At 55.4% G+C, this 14148-nt stretch carries 12 protein-coding genes and 1 tRNA gene; 3 read left to right on the forward strand and 10 right to left on the reverse strand.

The features are described 5' to 3' along the window. The first annotated feature begins 145 nt into the window (after positions 1 to 145). The 3 genes from EPG66_RS13725 to EPG66_RS13735 all read left to right on the forward strand — a co-directional run bounded on the left by EPG66_RS13725 (position 146) and on the right by EPG66_RS13735 (position 3419). Complete coding sequence (locus EPG66_RS13725; protein WP_069025662.1) at positions 146 to 1171, forward strand: LacI family DNA-binding transcriptional regulator; 1026 nt, start codon at positions 146 to 148, stop codon at positions 1169 to 1171. Between the two features lie 150 nt (positions 1172 to 1321). Next, a complete protein-coding gene (locus EPG66_RS13730; protein WP_115759069.1) occupies positions 1322 to 2239 on the forward strand; it encodes a TIM barrel protein in 918 nt (305 codons plus the stop codon). 10 nt (positions 2240 to 2249) lie between these two features. After that, a complete protein-coding gene (locus EPG66_RS13735) occupies positions 2250 to 3419 on the forward strand; it encodes a Gfo/Idh/MocA family protein (protein ID WP_069025664.1) in 1170 nt (389 codons plus the stop codon). Positions 3420 to 3556: 137 nt separating this feature from the next. Here the strand turns inward: EPG66_RS13735 and EPG66_RS13740 are convergent, their stop codons facing one another. The 10 genes from EPG66_RS13740 to EPG66_RS13785 all read right to left on the reverse strand — a co-directional run bounded on the left by EPG66_RS13740 (position 3557) and on the right by EPG66_RS13785 (position 14079). Further along, positions 3557 to 4573, reverse strand: coding sequence for a fimbrial protein (locus EPG66_RS13740; RefSeq protein WP_182687234.1), 1017 nt, complete (start codon positions 4571 to 4573; stop codon positions 3557 to 3559). Beyond that, a complete protein-coding gene (locus tag EPG66_RS13745; RefSeq protein WP_083070338.1) occupies positions 4570 to 5088 on the reverse strand; it encodes a fimbrial protein in 519 nt (172 codons plus the stop codon). The genes EPG66_RS13740 and EPG66_RS13745 overlap by 4 nt, the downstream gene beginning before the upstream one ends. Further along, complete coding sequence (locus EPG66_RS13750) at positions 5079 to 7607, reverse strand: fimbria/pilus outer membrane usher protein (protein ID WP_182687236.1); 2529 nt, start codon at positions 7605 to 7607, stop codon at positions 5079 to 5081. The genes EPG66_RS13745 and EPG66_RS13750 overlap by 10 nt, the downstream gene beginning before the upstream one ends. Positions 7608 to 7627: 20 nt before the next feature. Continuing rightward, positions 7628 to 8308: a fimbrial biogenesis chaperone gene (locus EPG66_RS13755; RefSeq protein ID WP_143789813.1), complete on the reverse strand. Its 681-nt coding sequence runs from the start codon at positions 8306 to 8308 to the stop codon at positions 7628 to 7630. A 53-nt stretch (positions 8309 to 8361) separates the two neighbouring features. Continuing rightward, a complete protein-coding gene (locus EPG66_RS13760) occupies positions 8362 to 8946 on the reverse strand; it encodes a fimbrial protein (protein WP_182687238.1) in 585 nt (194 codons plus the stop codon). A 951-nt stretch (positions 8947 to 9897) separates the two neighbouring features. Next, a tRNA-Phe gene (locus EPG66_RS13765) sits at positions 9898 to 9973 on the reverse strand. Between the two features lie 107 nt (positions 9974 to 10080). After that, positions 10081 to 10656: a division control transcriptional repressor DicD gene (gene dicD, locus EPG66_RS13770; RefSeq protein ID WP_064704942.1), complete on the reverse strand. Its 576-nt coding sequence runs from the start codon at positions 10654 to 10656 to the stop codon at positions 10081 to 10083. 63 nt (positions 10657 to 10719) lie between these two features. Further along, the gene (locus EPG66_RS13775; RefSeq protein WP_182687240.1) at positions 10720 to 12423 is read right to left on the reverse strand and encodes a protein-disulfide reductase DsbD; all 1704 of its coding nucleotides are present in this window, start codon (positions 12421 to 12423) and stop codon (positions 10720 to 10722) included. Then, positions 12399 to 12713, reverse strand: coding sequence for a divalent cation tolerance protein CutA (cutA, locus tag EPG66_RS13780; protein WP_031591988.1), 315 nt, complete (start codon positions 12711 to 12713; stop codon positions 12399 to 12401). The genes EPG66_RS13775 and cutA overlap by 25 nt, the downstream gene beginning before the upstream one ends. 64 nt (positions 12714 to 12777) lie before the next feature. After that, positions 12778 to 14079 (reverse strand): anaerobic C4-dicarboxylate transporter, encoded by a 1302-nt coding sequence (locus EPG66_RS13785; RefSeq protein ID WP_031591989.1) that lies wholly within the window; start codon positions 14077 to 14079, stop codon positions 12778 to 12780. Between the last annotated feature and the right edge of the window lie 69 nt (positions 14080 to 14148).

The raw sequence follows: 14148 nt of genomic DNA on the forward strand, positions 1-14148 counted from the left end.
GACGATCAAGATTGGTGCTGACTTTCTATCAAATAAATGAGAGGAAATGGCCAGGTCGCGATAGAGTGTTGATGTCTCAGATAACAGAATATCAAGGCGTAGCCGTCAGTCAGCGCTACAGAGAGCAGAAACAGGGAGAAGGATAATGTCAAAAGTGACGATGACCGCCATTGCGCAGGCGGCGGGCGTGGGCGTGGCCACCGTGGATCGGGTGCTGAATAGCCGCGCGCCGGTGCGCAGCGTGACCGAGCAGAAAGTGCTGGCTGCGGCCCGCGAGCTGGGCTATCACCTCACGCAGGCACACATCCGGACAACATCACCCCTTGCCGCAGCAACAGTTCGCGTGAGTTTTATCCTGCTGCCTGCCCGCTATTCGTTTTATCAGCAACTGGGCGAGATGCTGAAACAGCAGCTTAAAGCGCAGCAGCCACAGGGCAGCGAACCTGAGTTTTGCTGGCATGATATTCACGAAGTGGAGGCGGTGGCGCACTCGCTGCGTCTGCTGGCACAGCGCAGTGATGTGATTGCGCTGGTGGCGCTGGATCATCCGCTGATTCGTCACGCGATTCAGGATGTGTCACGACTGGGCGTACGGGTTTACGCGCTGTTTTCTGATTTTTCGCCCTGCGAGCATGCGGGGTTTGTCGGCATTGATAATCAGAAAGCGGGGCGCACAGCGGCGTGGATGGCACAGCATCTGCTGCGTCAGCCGGGATGCGTCGGGGTGCTGCTGGGCGATCATCGCTTTACCTGCCAGGAGAGCAGCGAGATCAGTTTCCGCTCTTACCTGCGCGAGTCAGGTATCACCCAGCGGGTACTGGAACCGTTAAAGACTTATGAGTCGGGTGACGGCGGCTATCAGGCAACCCGTCAGTTGCTGGAGACCCATGATGATCTGGTGATGATTTATGCGCCCTGCGGCGGCATAGAGGGCGTGGTGCAGGCGCTGCGTGACAGCGGACGCAGGCAGATCGATCTGCTGTGCCACGGTCCGTTGCCCGGCGATGAGCTGGCGCTGATTGATGGCACCATCACGCTGATGCTGCGTCATCGTCTTGATGTCATGGCTGCGGCGGTGATAGCCACCTGTCTCAACAGTCGGATGGAGCAGCGCGACCATTTTGCACAGGTGACCGTACCCTTTGAAATCGTGACGCGTGAAAACCTGTAAAAAGAAAAGGTTAGCGCCTATTTGATAAAAATCTATCATTTTGTGGAATATTTAAACGCGATCTCTATCAAAAAATGAAACTTTCATTGTTGTCTGAGATGAAATTTTCATTTGATACTGCCAGCAGTTTTCACTGCACAGGCAGATATCATGACCTTTCACATTGCTAATGCGCCCTGTAGCTGGGGCGTGGACGATCCCGCTAATCCCTGGCTGCCGCCGTGGCAGAAAGTCCTGACCGAGGCCGCTCAGGCTGGCTATCCCAGTATCGAACTTGGCCCCTGGGGCTATCTGCCATCCGATGCAGCCGAACTGACCCGGCAGCTTAATGCGCATCAGCTTTCGCTGGTGGCGGGTACGATTTTTGATGATTTGGTCAGTGAAGCGCATTTCCCTGAACTGATCACGCTGACCCACAACCTGTGTCGTACGCTGGCCAGTGTGCCAACCGCCGCCAGAACGCCCGGTGCCAGCGCGCCTTATCTGGTGATCATCGACTTCGGGAATCCGGAGCGGGCGAAATATGCTGGTCAGTCAGAAAAAGCGCCACGGCTCTCCGCTGACGACTGGCAGCGCATGATACGACACATCACCATTCTGAGTGAAATTGCCTGGCAGGAGTATGGCGTGCGGCCGGTGATCCATCCGCATGCGGGCGGCTGCATTGAGTTTGCCGATGAGCTTGCGCGGCTGGTCAGTGATATTCCGCATCAGGTCGCTGGTTTATGCCTGGATACCGGCCATCTCTATTATGCCGGAATGGATCCGGTCGCTTCGCTGCAACAGTACTGGACCCGCATCGATTACCTCCACTTCAAAGACGTTAACCAGCGGGTCTGGCGTGACGCACTCTCTCGCGGACTCGACTTTTTCACTGCCTGCGCGCAGGGGGTGATGTGTCCGCTGGGGCAGGGCGCAATCGACTATCCGGCGGTGCGCACGCTGCTGACTGAGCGTAACTATCAGGGCTGGATCACCATCGAACAGGAGCGTGATCCGCGCCATGCCGACACCAGTCTGCGGGATGTTAAAGCCAGCCTGGACTATCTCCGATCAACAGGATTCTGAGGACAACAGCATGATTAACGGTAAAAAAGCGGCTAATCGCTCACTGCGCTGGGGCATGATCGGCGGCGGCGGCACCAGCCAGATTGGGTATATCCATCGCTCTGCGGCACAGCGTGACGGAAACTTTGTGCTGCTGGCGGGGGCGTTTGATATTGATGCCGCACGCGGGCGTGAGTTTGGTCAGGCGCTGGGTGTGGCACCGGACCGCTGTTATCCCGATTATGCCAGCCTGTTCGCCGGGGAAGCCGCGCGTGAAGATGGCATTGAGGCGGTGTCTGTCGCCACGCCTAATAATACTCATTTCGCCATTTGCCGGGCGGCGCTAAATGCCGGGCTGCATGTGGTGTGCGAGAAACCCCTCTGTTTTACGGTCGAAGAGGCGGATGAGCTGGAGCAGCTGAGCCGGGAGAAGCAGAAGGTTGTTGGTGTCACCTACGGTTATGCCGGGCATCAGCTGGTTCATCAGGCCAGGGAAATGATCGCCGAAGGGGCTCTGGGTGAGATCCGCATCGTTAACATGCAGTTTGCTCACGGCTTCCATAATGAGGCGGTGGAGTTGCAGAGTGAAAGCACCCGCTGGCGGGTCGATCCGCGCTTTGTCGGCCCGAGTTATGTGTTAGGCGACCTGGCGACGCATCCGCTGTTTATCGCAGAAACAATGTTGCCACAGCTGAAAGTGACGCGTCTGCTCTGTTCGCGTCAGAGCTTTGTCGCGTCGCGTGCGCCGCTGGAGGACAATGCCTTTGTGATGATGGAGTATGACAACGGCGCGGTCGGCACGTTATGGGCGTCGGCGGTGAATGCCGGATCGATGCACGGGCAGAAGATTCGGGTCGTCGGATCGAAAGCCAGCCTGGAGTGGTGGGATGAGCAGCCGAACCAGTTGCGCTATGAGGTGCAGGGCGAGCCGGTGCGCATTCTGGAGCGCGGCATGGGTTATCTAAGCCCGCGGGCACTGGAAGAGGACCGCATTGGCGGAGGGCATACAGAGGGTTTATTTGAAGCCTGGTCCAATCTCTATCGTCGCTTCGCGCTGGCGATGGATGCCACCGATCGCCGTGACACCGACTTCCTGCAGGATTTCTGGTATCCCGACGTGCATGCCGGATTAATGGGCGTGCGCTGGGTCGCGCAGTGCGTGAAATCGGCGGATGCCGGTGCGGTGTGGGTGGCGTGCTGAAGCGAGTCTTTAGCGTAAGCGAGAGGGGTTGCACGCCGGCTGTACAGAGAGAAGCACTCTTGCCAATGACCAGGTCATAAACAGGCTGGCTCAGAGAGCCAGCCTTGCCTGGTCGATCTGCTCAGAAAATGGATCTATTACTGATAGGAAAAAGTAATACTCGCCAGTGCATTAGCCGTTCCGGGTACCAGATCGCCCGTACGGATATACTGCGCCTGGAAGGGCAGTGACAATACCTGGTTTGCCGATGAGGTTGTCTGGATAAAGAACTGATTGAGCGTGCCATCAGCCGTACTGTCCGGGCCCATGCTCAGGGGACCGATACCGTTATAGAAAAACTGTACGCCCACGCCCGACGCGGTAGAGTCGCCCGTCAGCGTCACAACCGATGAACTGTTTGACGGGGTTGTCTGGTCGGTCATGACCGCATTCACCGCGATGTTCTGATCACAGGTGAGCGTGACGTTGAACGTCCCCGAAGGTGAGGTGCTGCCCACGGTTGAAAGTGTGCGGATATCCAGCGTGCCCAGATCGACGTTCGCACTTTTGGTGTTGACCGTACAGCCGCTGGCGGCCACCGTGATGGTGGTGGGGTTGATAATGACCTGCGCTGTTTTCGTTTCATTATTGTAGGCCGTCAGAATGGCAGCCTGGATAGTGGGCGTTGTATACAGGCCCGATTTCAACGCGGTTCCCGTTTTAATAAAGGTCACTTTTGCTGACCAGCCCAGCTTTGTGGCATAGCCACTGGTACCGCTGGCCGGATAGCTCTGTGTGATGCCTGTTTGCAAGGGCACATATTCCGATCCGTTAAAATCTTTAAGCCCGATGATGTAGCCAATACCCGGTATACCCGTTTCGAAAATTGTGTAGTTTTGACCATCAACGGTGACCGTCATGCCGCTGGATATAGCCGAGGGGGAGGGTTCAAGCGTGCCCTTTGAACAGGTCCATACCAGTCCGCACCAGAACACCTCCTCCACATTGGCCGTAGCGCTCCACGTTGAACCAATAATGTCACCGGGCATCACGGAGTCTGCTGGTCCGGAATATTCCATTGGCTGGGGTGAGAGCGTAATGTCTGATTTCCAGTCCATAGCCAGCGCGCTGGCCGAGGCATGAAAACAGGCAAGCAACAGTAAATTACGCATCATTGATACTCCGTAGTCCAGGTGGCGATGGCTGAAACGTTGCCAGCATTAACCTCGGCAGTTGTGGCGATTAATCGGGCATAAAAATTCATCTGCACGCTGTCACTCCCCTTCACACCATAGGCGGTTGTCTGGGTATCGAGTGGGACAAGCGCGCCATCTTTGTCGAGGATTTGCACTGCCACGCCTGTCGCTCCGCCCTCTGCCACTTTAATCAGTTGCGGATCAATATCATCCGGCGTGCCGCTAAAGCGGATCTTTACGCCAGAAAAGGTGGGGCCACACGCTTCCAGCGTGAGCGTGAACGGAGATTTAATATTGCTTACCGCACCCGCTTTACTTAATTGTCTGGTACCGATGTCGCCAAGGGGGACATTTTTCTCCAGCGAGTCGGCGGCAACGACGCACGTATTGGCGATCAGATTACCCTTTACCGAAACCAGCACATCGTAACCCCGCACCGGCCACGTGCAGGCGAACAGAAGTACGATGCATACCAGGCGGGTTGTTACTGACATGCTCCCTCCAGAGAATAGAGGCCCGTGCGGGCGTTAAAATCCTGCTTATTGAGCTGATAGCGAACAGAACAACGGGCCGCGTTATCTTTTCCCCAGACCGCGTTAAGCGTACCTTTCAACGGCAGACCCGATAAATAGATGCTGCCACCATCACCCACAATGCTGCTGACTTCGCTGTCTGCTAACGCGACGACGGTACCAAAAGGTAATTCCTTGCCGTTCTGGCGTAAGACAAACATCGCTTTTGCACCCTGTTGCGTAGTGATAGTGGCTCGCACCAGCGCGCCGTCGGTTGGTGTTTTGCTGATGATGGCATTATCGAGTTCCACATCACTGCCTGCGGTCGTGGCGTCGAGGCCGACCCGATTAACGCGGTAGGGCGTGGCGTAGGGGATGACGGCATAACCCCGGCTGTCGGTTTTAATACTGCGGTGATTAAGAACCGCAACCTCGCTGGCTCCGGGTGCTTTGATCAGAATATTGGTATTGCCCAGCGGCTGGCTCAGCGTCAAACCATCTTCGTGTAAAACGGCACCACCGCTGATGCCATAGCTGAGATTCCGGGCATCACGCCCGTAGCTGTAACCCAGGTTGTACTGGCCCCGATGGTCTTTATATTGCAGTGCAGCATCGCCGCCATACTGTTTCTGTGCGTTGTAGCGCTGATTTACGCTGTAATAAAGTTCATCTTTTCCAGGCACATAACCACTGACGCCACTGCTGTAGGTTGTTCCTGCTGATTTCCCCTGAGTGGTGGAAAAACGTGCGCGTGTCGAATTTTTGGGATCGCCAAAGGGTATCGAGAGCGACAAGGCCAGAATGTTATCTTTACTGTCATCATACAGACTGGTGCTGCGCTGGAAGCTCACGCCCAGCGAGGCAGATCGGAATGTCGTATTCCATGCAAACTGAATCCCCTGTGTCGTTTTCGACGTATGCCAGTAGGTTTGCTGATCCCAGGAGAGCGATAAAGAGCCATATTCGTCCATCGGCTGCGAGAGCTGTAGCTGGTTTCTGGCCTTGCGTGACATCCGAAGGTCGTAGAGATTTTCATAGCGGGTGGTGACAGTGCCGTCCGCTTCCACGACCTGTTCTGGTCTGCCACCGCTCATTCTTTTATAAGCCGTATCGCTGAGGTTATAGAACCCTTGTGTGGAGTAACGAAGCGAATAGAAATTTACGCGTGTCCCGATGTCGTTGAGCAGTTTGCTGTAGCGCAGGCGTACGGAGTCGCCCGTATAGCGCTTATCATCTGCAAGCTGGCTCCGGGCATGGGTAACATCCAGTGAATAGGCTCCCAGGCGGCCCAGGTTCTGACCGATGCCCGCTGCAACCCCGCGATAACGCTCGGAAAGCTGAGCGCCACCATAAAAGGTCAGTCCATATCGCCAGCCATAAAAGAGTTCACCCTGGGCAAATGTCGGCGCAGCCTGATTATTGACCGGCTGGAATTTCCCCGCACTGAGGGCATATTTAACCTGGCCGCTGCGGACCAGATTAGGCACGCTGGCGAAAGGCACATTGAACTGAGTTTCGTAGCCATCGCTCTCCCTGATAGTGACAGAGAGATCCCCCCCCGAAGACGTGGGATAGAGATCGCTGAGCACAAATGGCCCGGGCGATACGCTGGTTTGATAAATAACATTGCCGTTCTGTCGTACGGTGACGATAGCATTGCTGCGCGCAATCCCCCGAACTTCGGGCGCGTAACCGCTCAGGCTTGCAGGCAGCATGTTGTCATCCGTTTTAAGCGCCAGCCCGCGGACACCGACGGAGTCAAACACCTGAGATGAGGTGTAAGTTTCTCCGGCATAAAGCTGTGCGCCCAGCGCCGGAACATCGCGCTGCAGCCAGGTCTGTACATGGTTCAGCTCATTCGTGTCTTTGGTCCAGGTGGTATAGTCGCGCAGCCGCCATGCGCCAATGTTTATGCCGCTGTTCAGACTGGCAAACAGCTGCTGATCGCGGGTTTTGTTTTCACCTTTATAGGTATTATTTGAACCGTTAATGACATAGTTCAGCCACCCGGCATGAATGCCATGTTCCCAGTTTTCCGGACTGACGTAGCCGCGTGGCAGATTACGCATCCTGCTCTGCGGTACAGTGATGTTGAGCGTGAGGGTTTGCGGCTCATAGTCCGCGCTGCTGCCGGGAAACAGTGTGCTGAGGAAATAGCACTGTTTTGCCAGCGGCAGGCTGACACCCTCTGCCTGTGCCATGTCGACGCCAAGCGCATCAAGCTGGCTGGCCGTCAGACAGGCTGCAGTGACCTCCTGCCCGCTGGATTTATCCACCGCAAAGATGACGTTGCCCGTGAAGGCATAATTCTTGTTGATATAGACGTTGATATTATATTCGCCTGGCGGTAAGGCACTGCCTGTATTAACCCAGGATAAATCAGCCACTGACGCGCTCTCGCCATTAAGGAAGGCGGGGTTAAAGTGTAAATCGCTCTCCGCGGCTGCGGTATACCGCATGGCATGGAAAGCCACCACCGCACAAACGATTTTCATTTTCACGCGATTATGCCTCAGAGAGTCTATTTACGGGTTAACGGGGTTCGGCTCACGGGTGTCCATGCACCGTAGTCATTAATAGTCTGAAAGCTGAGGGCGGTGGCCTGGCTGAATTTCTCCGCTAGTGTGACACTAGATTTAGGTGGCAACATCACAGGCGCAACCGTCTTACCGTCAACTTTAAGATTGATGGTGGTCACAAAATAGGGAGTTGGGTTGTTCAGTACCACGTTGCCTGCGCTGAATGCACCGGTAATTTTTTTCCAGGCTTCGTTAGCGTTATCAGGAAGATCCGTAGGGCGATAAAATACCTTAATGCGATTAGCAGAGGCGAACTGCAGCGAGTTGCCAGCACTGTTTTTCATTTGTTGTGGAATAGCTTTTACGGTCATCCAGTACAGCGATTCGCGATCCTGCGGCAGAGATCGACCATTAAAGATGATCTTCACCACGCTTTCGGTTGCTGGTTTTAAAACATAAAGCGGCGGCGTAAGAACGAAATCCTGCGTGCGCTCCCCGCTGGCAGTTTCCATCCAGGATTGAATTAAAAACGAGGCCTGTGCGTGCGTATTTCTGACCTGCAATGTTGATTGTTTTGCATCAGCGGAGTAGACCATACGTGTCGCCCCTAACCCCACTCCACCAGCGTTTACCGCCGATGAAAACAATGTGGCAGCCAGACAAACCCAGCTTAAAGAACGCATTATTTTTCTCCTGAACGTCTATTCATGCCCGGTCGTTAAACCGGGCATGATGATTACGAGTAGGTTACGGTGTAAGTGGCAACTGCACTGGCATCGCCCGCAGTCGCACCACCGGTTGGCGAATAATATTTAGCGCTGAAGTTCAGAGAGTTAGCACCTTTACGCAGTGGAATCGCTGTGGCTGCCTCGCCCAGTTTCACGATGTTGCCCTGCTCGTCATAAAGACGAATGGCTACATTCTGCGCTGATGCAGCGCCGCCGTTTACACCTGCTGCCAGGCTGTTGGCATCATTACTGTCAGGCGTACCGGAGAAGGTCACTGCGACAGTGGTGGCCGCAATAGGTGTCTCTTCTGTCGATGCTGAGGTATCCGCAATTGCGCAATCCTCAAGGGCGATAGAAAACGTTTTAGCCACGCTTGCTTCACTGCCTGCAGCGGCCAGCGTAACCGTACGCACTTCACCCATATCAACATCAATGTTTGCGCTGTTGGCGCTGATGGCGCAGGCTGATGTCACAACGCTTCCGTTAAAATTGACAGAACCACCGCTGGTTGTTGCCGCCATAGCTGAGCCCACCGGGAACAGCGCTGAAACACCAAATACCAGAAGGGCTTTTTTATTAAACTCCAATTTCATGTGATCACCTTTATTATTGAGTTTGCTTTGTTGTGTTTTGTAAATAACGACTGACAATAAATATAAGAAATATTTTTATTGTAAATTTACGAAAATATCGCAGTTGAGGTTTTATATATAATTTATTTTTTTCTTTATTACTTTTATGGCGTTGTGCTGTATGCGGGGTGATGCCCTCCTCTTAATAATAAGATGGGGGCATTATAATTTTTTTAAGAAAAAATAACCTGTGAATTTTTATTATACAGGCGAAGTATTGAAGAATAAGTATTGTATATTGGATACCCATGTTAATAAGTTATTTTATTTTTAATAAAAATAATGAAATTTATAAATGCAATAATATTTATCAGGGTGGAGAATGATTTCATTCTCATTTGAGGCGTATATTATGTGTGCGTCTATCGCAATGAAAGAGATGTAAGTTATCTCTGCTGCCCACAACATATGCTTTGATAAAGATCAGAAAAGATCGTTTGCAATGATTTTAAAAAAACCATTCCGGACTATCGGATAAAATGGGGCTGGCCCGGACAAAGAGTAATCAGCAGGCTCAATGTCTATGACAGATAGCGTGATCGCCTGATCCAGGCCAGGATGGCCGCTGACAGAGCTGATAAGTTCAGAGAAGCGAGCAGAGGGGGAAGAATTGAGGGGCAGTTCAGAGATTGTCGCTGTCATGCCTGACGCTGGACAACGGCAGAATGGCGTACCTGTACGGAAGAGGGCGCGAAACAGGGTAGAGGTGACATAAACATGACGCAAAAAAAACGGACCTCCGTGGAGGTCCGTTCATTTTAAATAGGGTGCCCGAACCCGAAAATGCCGGGAGCATTTTTGCATCGCGCGACCCGGAGGGCGAGCCACAGGATGTGGCGAGTGTATCGAACCTTCGATAACGGGTTCGCTCCACAAAAGCAAAAACCCGCCAGAGGCGGGTTCTTTAAATTTTGGTGCCCGAACCCGGAATCGAACCAGGGACACGGGGATTTTCAATCCCCTGCTCTACCGACTGAGCTATTCGGGCAACGGGGCGCATTAAACCGTAAAGGCCGCGGGTCGTCAACGGCTTTCACTAAAAAACCCCGGAAAACGTGACTGATTGCCTGATTTTCAGTCAAAGCGGGTAAAACCTCAGGCCAGTGCGCCATTTTTACGGCACAGCGCGATGCTGTAAACATCCTCCGCCAGCCGCTGTGCGGTGGCGACATCCTGCACATTGCGCTTCACCAGCAGCTTGCTGAGGCAGCCTTCAAGAATCAGCTCCATCTGATCGGCCACCATGCTGGGGTTATCCAGCGCCTGCTCCACCAGAATGTCGTGGGTGAACTGCCATGAGCCGCGTTTCTGCTGTTCGGCCAGTTGATGGATGGGCTGATCGGGCTGCGGGTAGAAGCTACAGGCGGCGATAAACAGGCAGCCCGGAAAGCGTCCTTTGCTGACCTGCTCACTCAGGACCTCATAGCGTGCCATCAGCTTCTGGTCGGGCGACAGCGATTCATCCAGCAGGATCTGGCGCCGCCAGGTTTCAATCTGCTGCCCGTGATAGCGCAGCGCATCGTAGAGCAGGGCGTCACGATCGGGCCAGAACTGCTGAAGCTGGTCACGGGTTAATTCGGAACCCGCCAGGGTTTCCAATGAGAGGGTGGCGGCGAGGCCGTTCTGTTCAAGCACATTCAATGCATGCTCGAGTATCTGTTCACGCTGCAAGTGACTCTCCTCTGGTATGCAGGCCCGGTAATGCACCGGGCAATGCCCTGACTCCAGTGTTGTTTACGGGGTAAGTTTCTGCAAATGCGCCCGGAAGTCGGCGGCATTGAGAAACCCGGTGATGCGCGATCCGGCGATTTCGCGGCCCTGCGCATCAAAGAACAAAATTGTCGGTAAGCCCAGCACCTGAAGATGCTGCAACAGCGCGTTGTCACTGGCGTTGTTGGCGGTGACGTTGGCCTGGAGCAGTTGTACCTGATTCAGGCTATCGCGCACGGCGCTATCACTAAAGGTATATTTTTCAAACTCTTTACAGGCGACGCACCAGTCAGCGTAGAGATCGACCATGGTGATGCGGCCGCGGGCCTGCTGCAGCGCGCTTTCGAGCTGCTGCGGCGTCTGGATGGTATGGAACGGCAGCGGTGCCACAGCCTTCTGCTGCGCCGCCGGGCCACCAAAGGCCCAGTCCTGCAACGGGCGTGCGCTGATCAGCGCAGCGGCCAGCATGATAATCTGCACGATGCGCCACTTACCGCTGCTGGCGCGCAGGCTGACGCTGAACGCCCAGCCAAAGAACGCGACGCCGAGCAGGCTCCAGAGTCGCAATCCCCACGCATCGCCCAGCACCCGCTCCAGCAGGAAGACCGGCAGCGCCAGGATGACAAAGCCAAAGCCCTCTTTAACGGTTTGCATCCACGGGCCGCTTTTCGGCAGCAGCCGGTTACCAAACAGGGTCACGGCGATCAGCGGTAATCCCATTCCGACCGCATAAAGCCACAGCGTCCCGGCACCGGCCCACAGATTTCCGCTCTGCGCGATGTAAAGCAGAATGGCGCTGAGCGGCGCTGTGGTGCAGGGCGAGCAGATCAAACCCGCCAGCGCGCCCATCAGGAAGACGCCGGGCAGCGAGCCACCCTGCTGACGATTACTCCACAGGGTCAGGCGGGTTTGCAGGCTGGCGGGCAGTTGCAGCGTAAACAGGCCGAACATCGACAGCGCCAGCACGATAAACAGCAGTGAGAGCGTGAACAGCACATAAGGATGCTGCAACGCGGCCTGGAAGCGCAGACCCGCTGCCGCGACGACCACTCCCAGCAGTGTGTAGGTCAGCGCCATCCCCTGCACATAGACCATCGCCAGCGCGAACAGCCGGCCCAGCGAATAGTGGCGCTGTCCGCCAAGGATAATGCCGGAGATCAGCGGATACATCGGCAGTACGCAGGGCGTAAACGCGACACCGATACCAATCAGTAGCGCCCAGAGCGGCGAGAAAGGCAGCGGGCTGGCGGGCGCGGGCTGAGCGCTGACCGGCGGCGGTGCGCTGCTGGCGGTCACCGCACTTACCGGCACGCTGCGCGTCTCTGGCGGATAACAGAATCCGGCGGCGGCACAGCCCTGATAAGTCACACTGAGCGTGGCGCCGCTGGCCGCCTGTTGCAGCGTCACCGGCAGCGTCAGATCCTGCGGATAGATTTCACTTTTGCCGAAGAATTCATCTTCATGCGGCTGACCTGCCGGCAGCGTTAACGGCGCGATGGCCGCGTTCTGCGGTGTGATGTGGATCTGCTGGCGATAAAGGTAATAACCCGATTTCACTTTCCAGTGCAGGTTGAGCTGCGAGCCCTTCTGCTCGAAGTCAAAAGTAAAGGCTTGATCGACCGGCACAAAGCGACTGGTCGCCGGATTTGAAAAGAGTGAAGCGTGCGCCTGCAGGCAGATAAACAGCGTCAGCAGAAGCGTAATTAAGCGAGAGATGCGTGCAGCCATGACAAGTATTCACTGTCTCCATATTGAACCGGCAGCGCCAGCAGTTCGGGCACATCGTAAGGGTGAGCTTCTTTGAGCAGATCACACAGCGCCTGCTGATGATCGCGGTCGCATTTCAGCAGCATCTGGACTTCGCTACTCTGCTCCATTTTTCCCTGCCAGAGATACCAGGAGGTGGCGCCCGGCAGCAGTGTGACGCAGGCCGCCAGCCTGGCTTCCAGCGCTAAGCCAGCAAGGTGCTCCGCCGTGGCCTGATCGGGCGCGGTGCAGAGGATAACGACAGCATTCATCCTGTGACTCCTGTTTTAAAGAGCGCCGATGATAGCACGCTCCATCCGTAACACGAGGAGTGCGCTAAAGCAGCAATCCACCAAAGACGAAGCCAGAGAGCACCGACAGTGCAATGGCGATCACGCCGGGAATGATAAAGGCGTGGTTAAACACATACTTGCCAATCCGGGTCGAACCCGTGTCATCCATCTCTACGGCGGCCAGCAGGGTCGGGTAGGTCGGTAGCACAAACAGCGCCGAAACCGCCGCGAAGGAAGCGATGGCAGTAAGCGGCGTAACGCCCAGCAGCAGCGCGGCGGGCATCAGCGCTTTGGTGGTCGCAGCCTGCGAGTAGAGCAGCATCGAGGCGAAGAACAGCACCAGCGCCAGCATCCACGGATAGGTTTTCAGCGTGTCGCCCGCCAGCATCTGAATCTCCGCCAGATGTGCCTTCACAAAGGTATCGCCCAGCCAGGCGACGCCCATCACGCAGATACAGGCGCTCATGCCGGACTTAAAGGTGCTGGCGCTGAGAATTTCGCTGGTGTCGAGTTTGCAGGTCAGGCTGATCAGCGTGGCGATGGTCAGCATAAACACCACAATTGCTTCATTGCGTGGCAGTGGCGGATTGACGATTAGCCCGACGCTGGCGCTGGTCGCGGTGGCATAAAGCACCACGGCCACAATGCCCGTCAGAAACAGCAGCACCGATTTTTTCGCGCCCGGTTTTGCCTGATAGAGGCTGGCGCCACGCAGCGTGACTTCGCCTTTGGCGAGACGCGCCTGATAAACCTCATCATCCTTTAGCTCACGGCCTAAGAAGTTAGTCACCAGAGCCGCCAGGAAGAGGCCCACCATGGTTGAGGGGATGGCAATCGCCAGCAGCGTGATATAGCTGACGCCGCGCGGCTCAAGCAGGGTAGCGAAGAAGACCACCGCGGCTGAAATGGGTGACGCGGTAATCGCGATCTGCGAAGCCACTACCGCAATCGACAGCGGCCGGGAAGGGCGAACGCCTTGCTCTTTCGCCACTTCGGCAATCACCGGTAATGTTGAGAACGCGGTATGTCCGGTACCGGCCAGTAGCGTCATCAGGTAGGTCACCAGCGGTGCCAGCAGCGTAACGTGGCGTGGATGACGGCGCAGCAGGCGTTCCGCCAGGCTCACCAGATAATCCATCCCGCCCGCCACCTGCATGGCGGCTATGGCGGCGATCACCGCCATGATGATTTCAATCACATCGAACGGAATAGCGCCGGGTGTCATGCCAAATCCCAGCGTCAGGATCAGCACGCCCATTCCGCCTGCGAACCCGATACCAATGCCGCCAAGACGTGCGCCCAACCAGATCGCCATCAAGACGATAAGCAGCTCAACCACAAACATGAATGACTCCTGAAAGATAAACCGGTAATAGCCGGGTGTGCTGTTTAACAAAAAAAAAGGCACACCGTG

This window comes from Pantoea pleuroti, from assembly GCF_014156615.1.
GTDB classification, from domain to species: Bacteria; Pseudomonadota; Gammaproteobacteria; order Enterobacterales; family Enterobacteriaceae; genus Pantoea; species Pantoea agglomerans.